The 18162-nt window shown below is 70.6% G+C and carries 10 protein-coding genes and 1 tRNA gene; 7 read left to right on the forward strand and 4 right to left on the reverse strand.

Going from position 1 to position 18162, the window contains the following annotated elements; all coding sequences use genetic code 11:
- Positions 1-17: 17 nt before the first annotated feature.
- Both ACFQY2_RS13660 and ACFQY2_RS13665 read right to left on the reverse strand, forming a co-directional pair.
- Positions 18-305, reverse strand: a complete 288-nt coding sequence (locus ACFQY2_RS13660) for a hypothetical protein (protein WP_378746443.1) — start codon at positions 303-305, stop codon at positions 18-20.
- Position 306: 1 nt separating this feature from the next.
- A complete protein-coding gene (locus ACFQY2_RS13665; protein WP_378746444.1) occupies positions 307-531 on the reverse strand; it encodes a DUF3107 domain-containing protein in 225 nt (74 codons plus the stop codon).
- A gap of 129 nt (positions 532-660) precedes the next feature.
- Between ACFQY2_RS13665 and ACFQY2_RS13670 the strand changes: the two genes are divergently transcribed.
- Together ACFQY2_RS13670 and ACFQY2_RS13675 are read left to right on the forward strand one after the other, a co-directional pair.
- The gene (locus ACFQY2_RS13670) at positions 661-3870 is read left to right on the forward strand and encodes an ATP-dependent helicase (RefSeq protein WP_378746445.1); all 3210 of its coding nucleotides are present in this window, start codon (positions 661-663) and stop codon (positions 3868-3870) included.
- Positions 3867-7343 carry an ATP-dependent helicase gene (locus ACFQY2_RS13675; protein WP_378746447.1) on the forward strand — a complete coding sequence of 1159 codons (3477 nt, stop codon included), beginning with the start codon at positions 3867-3869 and terminating at the stop codon, positions 7341-7343. Before ACFQY2_RS13670 ends, ACFQY2_RS13675 begins: the two co-directional genes overlap by 4 nt.
- Here the strand turns inward: ACFQY2_RS13675 and ACFQY2_RS13680 are convergent.
- Positions 7289-8704, reverse strand: coding sequence for a phosphotransferase (locus ACFQY2_RS13680; protein WP_378746448.1), 1416 nt, complete (start codon positions 8702-8704; stop codon positions 7289-7291). The genes ACFQY2_RS13675 and ACFQY2_RS13680 overlap by 55 nt on opposite strands.
- Positions 8705-8814: 110 nt before the next feature.
- Between ACFQY2_RS13680 and nudC the strand changes: the two genes are divergently transcribed.
- Positions 8815-9693, forward strand: a complete 879-nt coding sequence (gene nudC / locus ACFQY2_RS13685; protein ID WP_378746449.1) for an NAD(+) diphosphatase — start codon at positions 8815-8817, stop codon at positions 9691-9693.
- Complete coding sequence (locus ACFQY2_RS13690) at positions 9694-11415, forward strand: ATP-dependent helicase (RefSeq protein WP_378746450.1); 1722 nt, start codon at positions 9694-9696, stop codon at positions 11413-11415.
- 799 nt (positions 11416-12214) lie between these two features.
- Here ACFQY2_RS13690 and ACFQY2_RS13695 read toward each other — a convergent pair.
- Positions 12215-13666: a zinc-dependent metalloprotease gene (locus ACFQY2_RS13695; RefSeq protein ID WP_378746451.1), complete on the reverse strand. Its 1452-nt coding sequence runs from the start codon at positions 13664-13666 to the stop codon at positions 12215-12217.
- 120 nt (positions 13667-13786) lie between these two features.
- Between ACFQY2_RS13695 and ACFQY2_RS13700 the strand changes: the two genes are divergently transcribed.
- The 3 genes from ACFQY2_RS13700 (at position 13787) to ACFQY2_RS13710 (ending at position 18134) form a co-directional block, all read left to right on the forward strand.
- Positions 13787-14881: a PDZ domain-containing protein gene (locus tag ACFQY2_RS13700; RefSeq protein ID WP_378746452.1), complete on the forward strand. Its 1095-nt coding sequence runs from the start codon at positions 13787-13789 to the stop codon at positions 14879-14881.
- Between the two features lie 90 nt (positions 14882-14971).
- On the forward strand, positions 14972-17893 hold the full coding sequence (locus ACFQY2_RS13705; protein WP_378746453.1) for a UPF0182 family protein: 2922 nt from the start codon (positions 14972-14974) through the stop codon (positions 17891-17893).
- Positions 17894-18060: 167 nt separating this feature from the next.
- A tRNA-Met gene (locus ACFQY2_RS13710) sits at positions 18061-18134 on the forward strand.
- Positions 18135-18162 lie beyond the last annotated feature (28 nt).

Below are 18162 nucleotides of genomic sequence, written 5' to 3' on the forward strand. Positions count from 1 at the left end.
GACCGGTCGAGGGCGGGTCAGATCCCGAGAGCCTGCTTCTCCGCGGCGTCATGGCGAGCGCGCTGCGCGCTGAGTGCGAGAGTCGCCAGGCTCGCGACGAGGATGCCACCGCCGATGCTCGCGACCCACAGCCAGACGACGTCCTCGCCCACGCCGCTCCACTGCAGGATCGTGTAGATCGCCGCGGCCGCGGCCGTCGTGATCGCAGGCGTCACGGCGACCCCGCGCAACTCGCGCCGGGGGAGGAGGTAGTGCAGCGCCACTCCCAGCGCGCAGGCCGCGATCAGCGCCAGCAGGATGTACATGTCAGGCGACGAAGCCGACCCGGCGCGACTCCTCGGTGCCCAGTTCGATGTAGGCGAGGTTCGCGGTGGGGACGATGTAGGAGCTGCCCTTCGCGTCGTTGAAGGTCAGGTGGCTGGCGTTCTGCTCGAGGGCGGCGGTGACCTGCTCCCGCACCTCGTCGGCGCTGGTGGAGGTGTCGAAGCTCAGCTCACGACCGGTGTTGACGATGCCGATGCGAATTTCCACGCGATCTCCTCAGATGTCTGCGAACACGGGCAACTCTACCGGCTGGCGCCCGGCGTCGAGCCGGGGCCGGGTCGATTTCGCCGTGGGCGCACAGGGCGCGTGTCGGTGCGCGCCGCTAGCGTGGAGGGCATGACAGAGGATGCCGCTCAGCACGCCATCGTGCACGCCGACGCGACGGCATCCGGTGTGGTCATCGGCGCGCCGGGAACCGGCAAGACGACCGCTCTCGTGGACCGCGTGGTGCATCTGCTCGCCGCGGGGATGCTGCCGGAGCAGGTGCTCGTGCTGACGCCCAGCAGGCAGGCGGCGACGGCGCTGCGCGACCGCGTGGGCGTGCGGGTCGCTCAGGCGACTCCCGGACCCCTGGTGCGTTCGCTGGCCTCGTTCGCCTTCCAGGTCGTGCGCGGAGCCACCGTGCACAACGGCCTGGAACCGCCGGCGCTGCTGACCGGAGCGGATCAGGACCGCATCTTCGCAGATCTGCTCACCGGCGACGCCGAGGACGGCAGCCGGCGCTGGCCGGAGGCGCTCAGTCCGGCGGTGCGGGCGTCGAAGGGGTTCCGCTCCGAGCTGCGCGCGTTCCTCGCGGAGTGCACCGAACTCGGTATCCTGCCCGGCGAGCTGGAGGCATCGGGGCGCGAGGTGTGGGCCGCCGCCGGCGACTTCCTCGACGAGTACCGCGAGGTGATGGGGGCGATGCGGGTGTCGCACCGCGACATCCCCGAGCTGCTGACCGAGGCCACCGGGATCCTGCAATCGGCGGATGCGGCCACGCTGGGGCCGCTCGCGGCGCTGCGGACCGTTCTCATCGACGACGCGCAGGAGCTCACCCGAGGCGGCATCCGTCTCGTGCGGGCGCTGCGCGCGCGAGGGGTCGCGGTTCTCGCGTTCGGCGACCCCGACATCTCTTCAGGAGCGTTCCGCGGGGCCAGTCCGCAGCTGTTCGCCGAGCTCGCGCAGGTGCTGGGAGACGTGCACGTCCTGGACGAGGCGCACCGCCAGAGCGATGCGCTGACCGCGCTCACCCGCACCATCACGCAGGCCATCGGGGTGGCAGGGCGGGTCGATCACCGGCGTCCTCCTGGAGAGGCATCCGACGCCGGCGTGCGCACGCTGATCGCGCCGTCTCCGCACGAGGAGATCGACCGGATCGCGGCGATCGTGCGCGACTGGCATCTCAGCGACGGCATCGCCTGGAGCGACATCGCGGTGATCGCCCACGACACCAGGCAGATCGTCATGCTCGAGGCGGAGCTCGCGGCGCGGGAGGTGCCGACCCGCGCCGCCGGAGTGCCCCGGCCGCTCGGCAGCGAGGCCACGGTCCGCTCGATCGTCGAGATCGTGCGGCTCGGGCTGACGGACGCAGCCGATCGCCAGGGCGATCTGCTCGCCGAGGCCCTCACCTCGCCGTTCGGAGGGCTGGATGCCGTGGGTCTGCGCCGGCTGCGTGCCCGATTGCGGCACGTGGAACTGGGCGAGGGCGGGTCGACGCCCGCGAGGGAGCTGCTGCGCGAGGCGATGGCGTATCCGCATCTGTTCGATCGTGTCGATGCACCCGAGGCGCGCGTCGCCCAGAGATTCGCGGAGACCCTCGCTCAGGTGCACGAGGCCGGAGCGGCGGGGGAGACGATCCACGAACTTCTCTGGCGGGTGTGGGAGCGCGCCCGCTCGATCGGCGGCGCCTCGCTGCAGACGGTGTGGCGCACGGCGGCGGACCACCCCGGGGGGGCGGAGATCGCCCGCTCACTGGACAGTCTGGTGGCGCTGTTCGACGCGGCCAAGCGTTTCGTGGAGCGCTCACCGCAGGAGAAGCCGGCGCTGTTCATCCGCGACATCCTCGACAGCGAGGTTCCGGAGGACACGCTGTCCGCGCCCGAGCGGCCAGGACTGGTCACTCTGATGACCCCGGCCACCGCACTCGGCGCGGAGTTCGAGGCCGTGGTGGTCTCCGGCGTGCAGGACGGCATCTGGCCCAACGTGCGTCTCCGCGGCGGGATGCTGGAGACCTGGCGTCTCGCGGACTGGCTCGCCGCCTCGCGCGACGGGCTGCCGGAGATCGTCCCCGGCGTGCTCGACCGTCGGCGCGCGGCGCTGCACGACGAGCTCCGGTTGTTCGTGCGGGCGCTGTCTCGGGCGAGAACCCGGCTGGTGGTGTCGGCGGTGGACGACGACGACCAGTCGCCCAGCCCCTTCTTCTCGTTTCTCCCGCCGGCTCCGCCCGCAGAGCAGGACGAGCTGCGCTTCGCCCACCCGATCACGCTGCGCGGACTCGTGGCGCGCCATCGCCGCGTGCTCACCACGGCTTTCGACGACGCCGAGCGGGCGGCATCCGCCGGCCAGCTGCGCATCCTCGCCGAGGCCGGCGTCGCGGGGGCCGCTCCCGACGAGTGGTACGGCGTCGCACCGCCTTCGAGCACGGCACCGCTGCGGGATCTGGCGGCAGCGCCGGTCAAGGTCTCGCCCTCACGGCTGGAGGCGTTCGAGGAGTGCGGTCTGAACTGGGTCGTCTCCTCCCTCGGCGGCGACACGGTCGCGCCGCCCTCGGCAGGGATCGGCACGATCGTGCACGACGCGATGGAGAAGGCGCCCGACGGCGACCTCGAGGCGATGCGCGCGATCGTCGACGAGCACTGGCCGGAGCTGGACTTCGAGACCGAATGGATCGGACGCAAGGAGCGCCGCCGTGCAGACCTGTACATCGAGCGGCTGCACTCCTACCTCGGCGCGAGCGCCGGCGACGGCGGGCGGGTGGTCGGAGCGGAGACCGACTTCCGTTTCGCCGTCGATCTGGAGGACGGAACCGTTCACCCCGCGGAATCGGAGACCGCCGACGCGGATGCGGCGCCGTCCGCCCGCGCCGTGGTCGGCGGCGTCATCGACCGCGTGGAGGTGTACCCGGCCGGAGCAGGGGAGCACGCGGCGGCCCGGGGTCAGAAATGGCAGCCGATGGGCGGCGGTGACGGAGAACGCGTCGTCGTCGTCGACCTGAAGACCGGCAAGTACGAACCCGACACCGAGGCGAACGTGCGCGAGCACGCCCAGCTCGCGGCGTATCAGATCGCCGTGCAGGAGGGGCTCATCGAGGGCGCTCCGCCGCAGGCGCTCACCGGCGCGCGCCTGCTGATCGTGTCGAAGACCGTCGGCAAGGCCGACTACCGCATCGCACACCAGCACACGCTGGACCGTGATCAGCGGGCGGCGTTCCTGCACCGCGTCATCGAGGCCGGGCGGGGCATGGCCGCCGGCACCTTCACCGCCCAGGTGGAATCGCACTGCGCCGACACTCAGGTGCGCGTCGCGCCGTGCCGCATCCACACGGTACCGGCGGTGAGCGCATGATCCCCGCGCAGGTGATCGCGGACCCGGAGACCTCGTCGGCGATCTCGGCCGAGGTCATCGCGCTCGCCCTCGGACTGCCCGTCCCCACCGGCGCCCAACAGGACGTCATCCAGGCGCCGCCCGAGCCGGCGCTCGTCGTGGCAGGCGCCGGCAGCGGCAAGACGGAGACCATGGCAGGACGGGTGGTCTGGCTCGTCGCCAACGGACACGTGCGACCGGACGAAGTGCTCGGTCTGACCTTCACGCGCAAGGCAGCCGGTGAGCTCGCGGAGCGCATCGGCACCCGGCTGGAGACCATCGGCCACTTCGCGCGGCGGGGACTGCTGCCGCACCTGCCGGAGCTGGTCGACTCCGGAGCCCTGCGTCGGGTGCACGACGCGGCACCGGGCGCGCAGCGGGACACCGTGCGCACCCAGGTGCTCGATGCCCTCGCCGAGAGGCTCGGCACCGGGTGGGACCCGCGCACGCCGCGCTCCGCCGACGACCTGCTGCTGCGTCCGCGCGTCTCGACCTACAACGCGTTCGCCGACGGAATCGTGCGCGAGCACGCGGCGCGCATCGGACGCGATCCGGAGGCGGCCATGCTCAGCCAGTCCGCCTCCTGGCTGATCGCGCGCACGGTGGTGCTGCGCGCCGACCTGCCCGGCATCGAGGACATCGACCGCGCGCTCGGCACCGTCATCGACGCCGTGCAGAAGCTCGCGGGAGAGGCACTCGACCACCGGGTGGATCTGGATGCCGTCGAGCGCATCGCCACCGAACAGGCGGCGGCATTCGGCCCGTACCGCGGCAACCGCGACGTCGACACCGCGGCACTGAACCTGCTGAGCATGCCGGTGCTGACCCGCCTCGTGCGCGAGTACATCGCCGAGAAGGAACGGCGTGGGGTGCTCGACTTCGCCGACCAGGTAGGCGGGGCGTTCGACATCGTCGAGACCGCACCCGACGTGCGCGCCGAGCTGCGCGAGCAGCACCGCGTCGTTCTGCTGGACGAGTATCAGGACACGTCCGTCATCCAGACCCGGTTCCTCGCCGCCCTGTTCCGTGACAGCGCGGTGATGGCGGTCGGCGACCCGCACCAGTCCATCTACGGCTGGCGCGGAGCGAGCGCCGACAACCTGTACGCCTTCGGACGGTCGTTCGCCGAGCAGCAGCCGGCGAGGACGTACAGCCTGATGACCAGCTGGCGCAACGACAGCAGCATCCTCGACGTCGCCAATCGCGTTCTGCAACCGCTCGAGCGTCCCGGACTCCAGGTGCCGGCCCTCGAACCGCGCCCCGGTGCCGGTCGGGGGCGGGTCGAGGTGGCGTTCCCCCTGACCGTCGACGAGGAGGCCGAGGCGGTCGCGGCATGGTTCCAGCAGCGCCGCGACGAGCACGCGTCGGCCGCAGAGCACAGCGCGCGGACGGCGCACACCGGTGCGATCCTGTTCCGCTCCAAGCGACACATGCAGACCTTCGCGGCTGCCCTGGCCCGCCGAGGCATCCCGCACCGCATCCTGGGGCTGGGCGGCCTGCTGTCCACCCCCGAGGTCGTCGACGTCGTCTCGATGCTGCGCGTCCTCCACGATCCCACTGCGGGCTCCGCGCTGATCCGCCTGCTGGTGGGTCCGCGGTTCGCCATCGGCGTGGCCGACATGGCGGCGCTGTACGAGCTGGCATCCGCTCTCGCTCGACGCGACGCATCGCTCGCGCCGCTCTCGGACGAGGTGCGCGACCGGCTGCGCTCCTCACGCGGCGCCGACGAAGCCGTCTCGATCGTCGATGCGGTGGACTTCTTGCGCGCGGCGCCCGATGATTACCGCCTCATCGCGGCGATCACCCCCGAAGGCCGCCGCCGACTGCGCACGGCGGGGGAGATCCTCGAGCGGCTTCGACGCTCGGTCGGGCTGCCGATCCCCGAGCTCATCCGCCTGATCGAACTCGAGCTGCGTCTGGACATCGAGCTCGCCGCCAACGAGTCCCGCGGTCCGGCACGCATCGCCGCGACCCAGTTGCGTGCCTTCGTCGACGAGGTGCGCGCCTTTCTCACCGCGGATGATCGGGGCACGATCTCGAGCCTGCTCGCCTGGCTCGACAAGGCCGAGAGCACGGACGAGCTGATGCCCCGACCCGAACCTCCCGAGCCGGGTGTCGTCCAGCTGCTCACGATCCATGGCTCGAAGGGGCTGGAGTGGGATTCCGTCGCCGTGGTGCGTCTCGTGGAGGACGAGCTGCCCGGTCGGGTCAGCGACACCTCGGGCTGGTTCGGATTCGGCGTGGTGCCGTTCGCGCTGCGCGGCGACCGGGACGCCCTGCCGGTGTTCCGCTGGGACCCGCGAGCCGAGATGGACGCCGCCGGCGAGGACCCGGCGAAACGGCACAAGGCCGCTCTGGATGCTCTGGCGGCCGGCGTGACCAAGGCGTACCCGCAGGGAGGAGCACTGCGCCGCTTCAAGAACGACTACCGCGACTACCAGCAGCAGGAGGAACGCCGTCTCGCCTACGTCGCCGTGACGCGTGCGCGACGTGATCTGCTGCTGTCCGGCGCGCACTGGGCCGGGCAGGTGAAGCCCCGCAAGGCGAGTCGCTTCCTGCTCGAGGCCATCGAGGTGCTCGGCCTGGAGCCGATCGGCGAGGTCGATCCCGACGAGAACCCCTATGCCGGTCCGGGACTGACCACCAGCTGGCCGATGGACCCGCTCGGTTCGCGTCGTGCCGTCGTCACCTCAGCGGCCGAGCATGTGCGCACCGCGATGTCCGCCACCGACGCGCCGGCCCCGACCGTGCAGCTGGAGCGGCTGCTCGCCGAGCGTGCTGAGCGGATGCGGGGAACTGCGGGCGAGGCTCCGACGCGCGTGCCCGCCTCGCGGTTCAAGGACTGGGTGAGCGACTACCGGGGCACGCTGCGCGACCTCGGTCGCCCCATGCCCGAGCGGCCGTACACGCAGACGCGGATCGGGACCCTGTTCCACGCGTGGGTCGAGCACCGCTCGGGCCTGGTCGGCGCGGGCTCCTCCGCGGAAGCCGCCCTGTGGGAGCTCGACGAGGAGACACCCGAAGCCGGCGGCCTCGCCTCGACGACGGGCGATGACGAGCAGGCGCTCGCCGCGCTGCGGGCGATCTTCGAGCGCAGCGAATGGGCGGCGCTGCAGCCGATCGCCGTCGAGATCGAGATCGACTTCGCGTTCGCCGACGGGCACATCGTGATCTGCAAGCTCGATGCGGTCTACCGCCGGGAGGATCGCGGTGGGCGCATCGAGATCGTGGACTGGAAGACGGGGCGGGCGCCGCGCACGGCCCAGGAGCGCGAGGAGCGGATGCTGCAGCTCGCCCTCTACCGCGTGGCCTACCACCGCCGCTTCGGCGTACCGCTCGAGCAGATCGACGTGGTGCTGTTCTACGTGGCGGACGACCTCGTCATCCGCGACGACCGGGTCTACTCCGAGGAGGAGTTGGTCCAGCGCTGGAGCGCCGCACGAGCTGCCCGCTGAGCCTCCTCCGCGGAGTCGATGTCGCTCGGCTGGTGCTCGGGCGGATCGGGCTCCGTCCGCGCCGCACCATCATGATTCGACCCGCGGACGCCGCTGATCCCTGTCAGGTCCTGCGTGATCTCCTCCGAGCCGGTACCCGGGTGGGCGGCGCCTGACACGTCGTGCGCACCCAGAGCGCCATGCGCACCGAGGGCGTCGTGCGTGTCACCGGCGTCCTCCGGATCGAGGTCGTCCCGATCGGTTCCGCCGCCGGGGTGCTCGGAGGAGGGGTCTTCGGTCTGCGGTGCGTCGTCCGCCTCGTCGCGCCAGAGATCCTCCGGACGATAGGCATCGGTCTGCATCGAGGTGTCCACCGCGGTCGCCGCGGTCTCCGGAGTGCGGTCCAGCACGTCCAGGGCCGAGTCGACGCCGCCCGTGTAGGCGGCGATCACCCGCAGGTCGTCGCTGCGCAGGCCGTCCGCGAGGGATTCCAGCAGCGCCGCGGCGTCGTCGACGATGTCCGGGCGGCGCTGCTCATCGCCGTGCACCAGCCAGCGCGCGAACTCGAGTTCGGCGTGCAGGCGGGCGCGTACGCGCAGGGCGTTGTCCGCAGCGCGGGACGACGCAGCGACGTACGCGGCGTGCACATCTCCGGCGGCATCCGGTGCCCCCGACAGCCAGCCGAGGTCTTCGGCGGGGTCTCCGACGGTCAGGCCGTGCCAACCGAGCACCCCGGTCACCTGCGGGCCATCGTCGGGGTCGTCCTCGAAGAGGAACGACTGCGCCTGCAGACCCGCCAGGGTGACCGTGGTCTCGAACCGCCAGAGGTCCCCGTCTCCGGTGGCATCCCGCCACCGGGCGGTGAGCCTGGCGGGCACCCGTCCCGTGGACGCCGCCCGGTCCACGAGTCGCTGGATCTCGGAGCGCACTCCTCCGGCGTCCCTGATCGTCAGTCCTGCTGCTCGCACCACCGAGGTGGGGAGAGCATGCACGGCAGCGGTGGCCTCGCCGATCGACGTCGCCGCTCCCCGGCCGCCCGGCACGTGCGCGGCGTCGATCTGGAAACCCGGCATGAGGTCGGTGACCAGTGCCCTGGCCTCGCCCACACGGGTCTCGCCGATGCAGGTCGGGACCCGGAACGGCAGCATCTCCCGCGCGCCGGCGGTGAGCGCTCGCAGAGCGAGGGACTCCTCGGCCAATTCGCGCTCGGCTGCATCGTCCTCGGCCACGCGGATGACGAGTTCGCGCCCGTCCGCGAGCGTCGCGACCGCGGAGTCGAACCTCCCGTCTCCGTCCGAGGTCAAGGCGCGAGCGCCGACGACCTCAGCCCCGGGCAATGCGGCCGTGACCGCCGCCACTAGAGTGAAAGGTGAGCGTGCCATGTCCTCCAGGTTAGGCGCGCACCCCAGCCGGTGCGCCCACGCCACGCCCTTGCTCCCGTTTACGATCGTGCGGAGCGGGTGAGCACACGACACGAGATCAGGAGGAGTGCATGACCTCGTTGCGGGACATCCTCGACCGGGCCGCGGACACGCGTGCCGACCCCGATCTTCTGGTCCGGCTGCGCGGTGACCCGAGCACGCGTGCGGTGGTCGTCCGGGAGGGCCGTCTGCGCGTGGCCGATGACGCCGTGGTGCGCGCAGAGGTGTCCAGCGTGGGCGAGGCGGAGTGGGCCCTGCTCGGCCGTGACCGGGACGGATCCGCGCTGCTGCTGGCCGCCGCACCCCCCGAGCCGGACAGCATCGACAGCGCCCCGGAGGAGACCTGGCTGGGGCTGCGGGATGCCGGTGGTCGTCTCGACGAGCACGAGAACGACCTGTTCGTCACGGCGATAGCGCTCGCCGCCTGGCTGGGCGACGCAGGCTACTGCGCGGCATGCGGCTCGGCGCTGGAGCTGCAGAACGCGGGCTGGTCGCGGCATTGCGCCACCTGCGGCGCCGAGCATTTCCCCCGCACCGACCCTGCCGTCATCGTCGCGGTCGTGAGCCCGGACGGGGAGCGGCTGCTGCTGGGCGCGAACGCGAACTGGCGCGGACGGATGCACTCCTGCTTCGCCGGATTCGTCGAGGCCGGCGAGTCGCTCGAGGACACCGTGCACCGTGAGCTCGCGGAGGAAGCGGGGGTGCGGGTGCGTGACATCCGTTACGTCTCCTCGCAGGCATGGCCCTACCCGCGGTCGCTGATGCTCGGATTCCGCGTCGTCGCGGTCGACGAGCAGACCGAGGCGGATGGCGAGGAGATCACCGAGGTGCGCTGGCTGACGCGTGACGAGATCGGCACCGCGCTGGCAGGCGACGGTCCGGTCGGTCTGCCCGGCCCCGCATCGATCGCGCGCCGCCTCATCGAGCAGTGGTACCGGGAGGGTCTGTAAGTGGGAGCTCTCGACGCTCTGGATGAGCGCCAGCGCGAGGCCGCATCGGTGCTCCGCGGACCGGTCGCCGTGCTCGCCGGTGCGGGCACCGGCAAGACCCGCGTGATCACGCACCGCATCGCGCATGGTGTGGACACGGGCGCATACTCCCCGTCTCGCGTGATGGCCCTCACCTTCACCGCGAAGGCGGCGGGAGAGCTGCGCGGCCGTCTGCGCGCACTCGGTGTCGGCGGGGTGTCCGCGCGCACCTTCCACAGCGCCGCCCTCGCCCAGCTGAACTTCTTCTGGCCGACGCTCGCGGGGGACACCGCCCCGAAGATCATCGACAACAAGGTGCGGATGCTCGGGCAGGCCGCAGACGGCATGCGCCTGAGGCCCACTACCGCCACCCTGCGCGACGTCGCCTCCGAGATCGAATGGCGCAAGGTCTCGATGATGTCCATCGAGCAGTACGCGGACCAGAACCGCCCGATCAGCGGCATCCGCCCGGAACAGCTCATCGAACTGCAGGTGGCCTACGAGGCGCTGAAGGACGAGCGGCGGCAGCTCGACTTCGAGGACGTGCTGCTCGCGTGCGCGGGCATGCTCGAGACGGAGAGCCGCGTCGCGGCGTCGGTGCACGAGCAGTACCGGCATTTCACGGTGGACGAGTATCAGGACGTCTCACCGCTGCAGAACCGTCTGCTGGAGCTGTGGCTCGGCGATCGCCGCGATCTCTGCGTGGTCGGTGACGCCAGCCAGACGATCTACTCGTTCGCGGGCGCTCAGCAGCGCTACCTGCTCGAGTTCGGGAAGCGCTACCCCGACGCCACGGTCGTGCGCCTGGAGACCAACTACCGGTCTCAGGAGCCCATCCTCACCGTCGCCAATGCGCTGATGAAGGGAAGGCCGGGGGCGCTCGACCTCGTCCCGTCGCATCCCGGCGCCGACAGCGAGACGCCCATCGTCACCGCCTTCGACAGCGAGCGAGACGAGGCCGACGGCATCGCCGCTGCCATTGCGGCGCGCATCGCGGCGGGCGAGTCGCCCTCCGACATCGCCGTGCTGTACCGGGCTCACGCGCAGTCCGCGGTGCTCCAGCAGGCGCTCGCGACCCGCGGCATCGCGACGAGCGTGCTGGGCGGAACGCGGTTCTTCGACATGCCCGAGGTGCGCCAGTCCGTCCTCGCCCTGCGCGGCGCCGCGGTCGCTCCGACGGATGTCGGGTTCCTGCCCACCGTGCGCGACGTGCTGCGCGGCCTGGGGCTCACCGATGAGCCGCCCGAGGCGGGTGGTGCTCAACGCGACGGCTGGGAGGCGCGGCGAGCGATCCTCCGGCTCGCCGAGGAAGCGCCCGAGGGCACGACGCTGCGGGCCTTCGCCGACGACCTGATGGCTCGCGCCAAGGATCAGCACGAGCCGACCCTGCGGACGGTCACGCTGTCGACCCTGCACGCGGCGAAGGGACTGGAGTGGCCGCATGTGCTGCTGGCCGGCTGGGCTGAAGGAGCGCTGCCGATCTCGTACGCCACCACGTTCGCGCAGGTCGACGAGGAGCGGCGACTGGCCTACGTGGGCATCACGCGGGCCGCGCGTACGCTGGCGATCTCGTGGTCTCGGAGCGCAGGTCGGGGGGAGCGGAGTCCCTCGCGCTTCCTGGCAGAGATCGGGACGACGGCTCGAGGCACCGGCATCCTTCGTGATGTCGCACCGAGCGCCAGGCGACCCGCCCGTCAGGGCTGACCCGCACCATCAGACCGCCGGACCGCACGGGTGCGCGCAGCACGCGGGCCGTCAGACCTGCCGCGTGCGCGATCCTCGCCGCCGTGGTCGCGGCCGGTCGGCCGACGAGCTGCGCATGCAGCATCGGCCAGGCGGGATCGCGCTGCTGCTCGTGCGCATCGCGACACGACAGGCAGGGGGTTCTCCCGGGAAGCACGAGCGGCCCGATCACCGCCGCCTGATGCTCGAAGGCGACGGGCAGGTGCGGCACATCCTCGCGCAGGTACGAGGCGAACTGCAGTGCGGCGGCTGCGCCCTCCACGACGACGACGGCGACCGCGCCTGTCTGGCGGCCCTGCGCCTCCTCGATCCCCTCGTCGGCGAGCGCCTGTCGCATCCGCTCCTGCGTGCGGCTGTCCGCGACGTTCAGTCCCTCGACCCACACCGGAGGCGCAGCGGGCTGCTCGCCCACCAGCAGCGGCCGCAGCCGGGCCAGCAGTTCACGGGCGGCCTCGCGCGGGGCGCCGACGCTGTGCGCGACGACGTCGAAGGTCGACAGGCGGATGCCGCTGCGCAGCCGCAGCAGCAGCGGCTCCGCCCACGGCTCCGTGACGTCGACGGACGCCACCGCCTCCAAGCCGAACTGCACCGTGTGCTCGTCGCGCCACAGCAGCGGATATCGCGGATCGAGGCGCGTGATCGTCGAGGCGGTCCGGGGGCTCATACCCCGATTGTGTGCGTTTCCCGCCAGGCGTGGGGAGCGCACACGCGATCCGTGGACAACTTCTCCGGCATCGATGCCTGTGCAGGGGCACGCCTGTCAGACCGGGCGGTCGCCCTCGGGACGGTCATCCTCCGGACGGTCGGCATCACGAGCAGGGGAGCCGTCGTCGCCGGGGTTCTCGGTTCCGTTCTCGTCGGAGGAGGTCGAGCCGCCCTCGCCGGGCGCGTCCGAGAAGTCCTCGCCGTCCAGCAGGCGCGTCAGCGCCTCGTCGAACTCGTCGGCAGCCGGAGCCTCGCCGCGCTGCGCCGCCTGCAGCCGGGCGATCAGAGCCGTGGGGTCGTCGGTGTCGCCGGCCGCGGGCATGAGATCCGGGTAGTCCCACAGCGAATCGCGGGCCGCGACGCCCACGGCATCCGTGACCGCCTGCCACATCGCCGAGGCCTCCCGCAGCCGCCGCGGACGCAGCTTCAGCCCGACCAGGGCGCCCAGTGCGTCCTCGGCGGGGCCGCCCACCGCACGACGGCGCCTGGCCGCTTCGGCCAGGCGCGCGCCGTCGGGAAGGCGCGCGATCGCGTGTCCGGTGACCACATCGACCCATCCGTCGATCGTGGCGATGAGGTTCTCCAGCCGGGTGAGCGCCTCGCGCTGCGCATCCGTCTGCGTCGGCAGCAGGGCGCCGCCTTCGATGGCCGCGCGCAGCTCCTCCGGGTCGCTCGGGTCCAGGCGGGATGCCAGGTCCTCCAGCGCGTCGATGTCCACCGTCACCCCGCGTGCGAAGTCGGTGATCTGCGAGAGCACGTGCAGGTGCAGCCATTTCGCGTGCCGGTACAGCCGTGCGTACGCGAGCTCGCGCACCGCGAGGTACAGGGCGATCTGGTCTTCGGGGATCTCGAGTCCCTCGCCGAAGGCGGCGATGTTCTGAGGAATGACCGCCGCTGTGCCGGCGGGAAGCACGGGGATGCCGACATCACCACCGGAGACGACCTCCAGGGAGAGCCGCCCGAGCACCTGACCGAACTGCGCGGCGAAGAGCGACCCGCCCAGGCCTCGCATGAGCTCGCCCGCGCCCTGCACCATGCCCTGCATCTCCTCGGGCACCTGCGTCTGCAGCGCACCGGTCAACGCATCGGCGATGGAGGTCGACACCGGGGAGGCGATCTCCTTCCACACCGGCAGGGTCTTCTGCACCCAGTCCCCGCGCGTCATCGCCTGCGGCGGCGACGCCAGCTCGGAGATGGTGGTGGCCTCGCTCAGCCAGAGGTCGGCCAGGCCGAAGGCATCCACCAGCGACGTCTGGGCGCCGGTGGTGATGCCGAGTCCGTCCCGATTGGCGATGTGCAGCGCCTGTCGCTCGGCGTTCTGCCACGGATCCTGCGCGAACATGCCCTGCATCTGCGCCATCAGTCCGGACATCTGGCCGGGGTCGAAGGACGCACCGTTCATGTTCGAGAGCGCTTCACGCAGAGTCTCGGGGTCGATCTGCCCACCCGACATCATGCGGCGCAGCATCTCCTCGAAATCGGAAGGATCCTGTTCGTCGTCTGCCATGCGAATCGCCCTCTCAGCATGCCCGTAGCGTGTGCGCTCTACGCTAGTCACACGATCCTGTGCCCGTGCCCTGCGGGCCCCGGATATCTGTACGCCGCTCGCGAACGCTCCGGAGGTCCCGTGTCATCACGCCGCATCAACGGCACGGTTGCCGGGGTCATCGCCCTGAGCGTCTCGCTCGTCGCGCTGGTCGGTCTGACGTTCGTGCCGACGCAGTACGTGATCCAGCGTCCGGGGCCGGTGTTCGACACCCTCGGGACGGCGCGAGGCACGGACGGCAAGGAAGTCCCGCTGATCGAGGTGTCGGATGCGAAGACGTATCCGACCGGCGGGAACCTCGACCTCACGACCGTGCAGGTGATCGGCAACCGGGACCGCACCCCCACCTGGTTCGAACTCGCGCTGACCTGGTTCGACCCGACCCGGGCGGTCGTCCCCATCGACACGGTCTTCCCCGAGGGCGTCACCAGCGATGAGCGCGACGAGCGCAACGCCGCGCTCATGGTGGACTCCCAGCACGAGGCGACGGCCGCGGCGCTCACGGCGCTCGGATACGACGTCGGCGCGCAGGTCGAGGTCGTCAGCGTGCTGGACGGGTCGGCGGCCGAGGGACATCTGGAGGACGGCGACCGGATCCTCCAGGTGGACGGCGTCGACGTCGACTCCGCGACTCTGCTCCGCGACCGCATACAGGATGCGAAGGGCGCCGAGGTGGAGCTGAGCGTGCTGCGGGGCGACGAGGTCAAGACGGTGTCGGTGACACCGCAGGAGACCACGGATGCCGATGGCACGACCCTCTGGCTGATCGGCATCTCCCTGACCACCGACTACGACTTCCCGATCGACGTGAAGCTGCAGCTCGACAACGTGGGCGGTCCGAGCGCCGGCATGATGTTCGCGCTCGGGATCATCGACACCCTCACCCCGGGGGAGCTCAACGGCGGCAAGCGGGTCGCCGGCACCGGCACCATCGATGCGGCGGGGAACGTGGGACCGATCGGCGGCATCCGGCAGAAGCTGTATGGCGCCAGGGATGCCGGCGCGACCGTGTTCCTCGCCCCGGAGAGCAACTGCGACGAGGTCGTCGGCCACGTGCCGGACGGGCTGGATGTGTTCCGCACGGGGACGCTGGAGGAGTCGATGCGCATCCTCGGCGTCATCGCCGACGACGGTGACACGTCGACGCTGCCGGTCTGCACGACATCCGCGAAGTGACGGCACCCCTCTGACCCCTGAGCCTGTCGAAGGGTCCGCGCAGAGCGGAACACGGGGCGGGTGCATAGGTCGCCTGCATAGGATGGGATGGTGACCACCACCTCAGCCCGTCCGCCGGCCACACCCAGTGCCTCCCGCCGCATCCTCGCCGTCTCGGTGGGGATCATCGCCGCCCTGATCGCCGCGTTCTTCATCTTCGCGTCGCTCTTCACCGAGTACCTCTGGTTCGATCAGCTCGACTTCAGCACCGTTCTGACCACCCAGTGGATCGCGACGGTGTCGATGTTCGTGATCGGCTTCCTGGGCATGGCACTGCCGATCTTCCTGTGCATCCAGCTCGCCTACCGGTTGCGGCCGGTGTACGTGCGGCTGAGCTCGCAACTCGACCGCTACCAGGAGGTCATCGAGCCGCTGCGTCGCCTGGCGATGTGGGGCATGCCGGTGTTCTTCGGCCTGTTCGCGGGCTTCGCCGCCGCGGGCAACTGGAAGACCGTGTGGCTGTGGGCCAACGGCGTCACCACCGGGACGCTCGACCCGGAGTTCGGCGTCGACACGGGCTTCTACCTGTTCGCGATGCCGTTCTACTCGATGCTGCTGGCATTCGTCTCGGCGGTCCTGCTGCTGAGCCTGGTGATCACCGCGCTGGTGTCCTACCTGTACGGCTCGGTACGCATCGGCCAGCGCGAACTGCGCATCTCGAAGCCCGCCCGCATCCAGCTGGCGATCCTCGCCGGTCTCTACCTCGCCGTTCAGGCCGTGAGCCTGTGGCTGGACCGCTATCTGACTCTGGTGCAGCCGGAGGGCCGGATCACGGGCGCCGGGTACACCGGGGTGAACGCGACCATCCCGGGTCTCGCGATCCTGTCGATCATCGCCGCCGTCGTGGCCGTGCTGTTCCTGGTGACCGCCGTGATCGGCCGCTGGCGCTTCCCGCTTGCGGCGACCGCGCTGCTGATCGTCGCCTCTCTCGTGGTCGGGATGGGCTACCCCTGGGTGGTCACCACCTTCCAGGTGAAGCCGAACGAGAACGACTACCAGGCGCAGTTCTACGACCGCAACATCGCGGCCACCAAGGAGGCGTTCGGCGTCGCGGACATGGAGGTCACGCCGTTCAAGGCGACCACCGACACCGAGGCCGGTCAGCTCCGCGCGGATGCGGCCACCACGGCCTCCGTGCGCATCATGGACCCCGCCGTCATCGGACCGACCGTGCGCCAGTTGCAGCAGTACCGCTCGTACTACCAGTTCGCCGACGAGCTGGACGTGGACCGCTACACGATCGACGGCGAGTCGCAGGACACCGTGGTCTCGGTGCGCGACCTCGACATGGCCAAGCTCGGCGGCGGCGACAGCTGGAACAACCGCACCGCGGTGTACACGCACGGTTACGGCCTCGTCGCCATGGCCGGCAACGAGCGCACCTCCGACGGCGAGCCGGTCTTCCTCGAGCAGGGGATCCCCACGGCGGGCTTCCTCAGCGAGAGCGAGAAGTTCGAGCCGCGGGTCTACTTCGGTGAGTCCTCGCCGGAGTACTCGATCGTCGGGGCGCCCGAGGGCACCAAGCCGGTCGAGATCGACTACCCGCGCGGCCAGGACAGCGAGAGCAGCGACACCAAGACGACGTTCACGGGCAATGGTGGTCCCCGCATCGGGAACACCTTCATCAAGCTGCTGTACGCGCTGAAGTTCCAGTCCGAGCAGATCCTGTTCTCGAACCTCGTCAACTCCGAGTCGCAGATCCTGTACGACCGCAAGCCGCTCGACCGCGTGCAGAAGGTCGCCCCGTACCTGACGCTGGACCACGACCCCTATCCCAGCGTCGTGGACGGACGCATCGTGTGGATCGTCGACGGCTTCACCACGAGCGCGACCTACCCGTACTCCAAGACAGTGAGCATGCGGGACGCGATCGCCGATGCGAACACGCCGGCCTCCGCCGTCGCGTTCGACAACATCAACTACATCCGCAACTCGGTCAAGGCCACCGTGGACGCCTATGACGGGTCGGTCAACCTGTACGCCTGGGACGAGGAGGACCCGATCCTGAAGGCCTGGCAGAAGATCTACCCCTCGACGGTCAAGCCGATCAGCGACATGTCCGCCGATCTGATGAGCCACGTGCGCTACCCGACCGATCTGTTCAAGGTGCAGCGGGCCATGCTCGGTGTGTACCACATCGATGACGCCGGCTCCTTCGCGCAGGAGGACAACCGCTGGCAGACGCCCGCGGACCCGCGGGTGAAGACCGAACTGCAGCCGCCGTACTACCTGTCGATGAAGATGCCGGGGCAGGACGAGCCGCGCTTCTCGATGTTCTCGACCTTCATCCCGGCCGATGCGCAGGGTGAGAGCCGCGAGGTGCTGATGGGCTACCTGGCCGTCGATTCGGATGCCGGGTCGGAGAAGGGCGTGAAGTCGCCGGACTACGGCAAACTGCGGATGCTGGAGATCGACACCGCCAGCACGGTTCCGGGACCGGGCCAGGTGCAGAACACCTTCGACTCGGATGCCACGGTCGCCGAGAAGCTCAACGTGCTGACGATCGGTAAGTCCGAGGTCAAGTACGGCAACCTCCTGACCCTCCCGGTCGGCGGCGGTCTGCTCTACGTGCAGCCCGTGTTCGTGCAGTCCTCCGAGGGCACCAAGCTGCCCAACCTGCGCAAGATCCTCGTCGCCTTCGGTGACCGGGTCGCGTTCGAGGACACGCTCACGGAGGCGCTGGACGCACTGTTCGGCGGCGACGCCGGCGCGGTCGGCGGTGATGAGGGAGTGACACCCACCGATCCGGGCACCACCCCGCCGGATGAGGGCGACACCCCGCCGGATGAGGGCACGACCCCGCCGCCGCCGTCGGATGCGATGGCGCAGGCCCTGTCGGATGCCAAGGACGCGCTCACGGCCCGCGAGGCTGCTCTGAAGGCCGGTGACCTGTCGGAGTTCGCGACGCAGGACAAGAAGCTCACCGCCGCGATCGAGAAGCTGCTCGCTCTGGAGGGCCAGGCCGCGCAGTAGTCGCTCGCTCGCGCTCCCTCGCAGAAATGCACGACGTCGCAGAATCCACCCGGATATCTGCGACGTCGTGCATTTCTGCGGAGATATGCCCGCGACACGCCCGTGCGCATCGCTCCGGCCGCTCGATTCGCCCGCTGTTCCGGAGCGTGTTAGGCTTTAAGACGTGCCGCGGGGTGGAGCAGTTCGGTAGCTCGCCGGGCTCATAACCCGGAGGTCGCAGGTTCAAATCCTGTCCCCGCAACAAGAAGAAGAGGGCCCGATCCGCAAGG

The organism is Microbacterium sp. GCM10027623, assembly GCF_042666935.1.
In the GTDB taxonomy this organism is placed as follows: domain Bacteria; phylum Actinomycetota; class Actinomycetes; order Actinomycetales; family Microbacteriaceae; genus Microbacterium.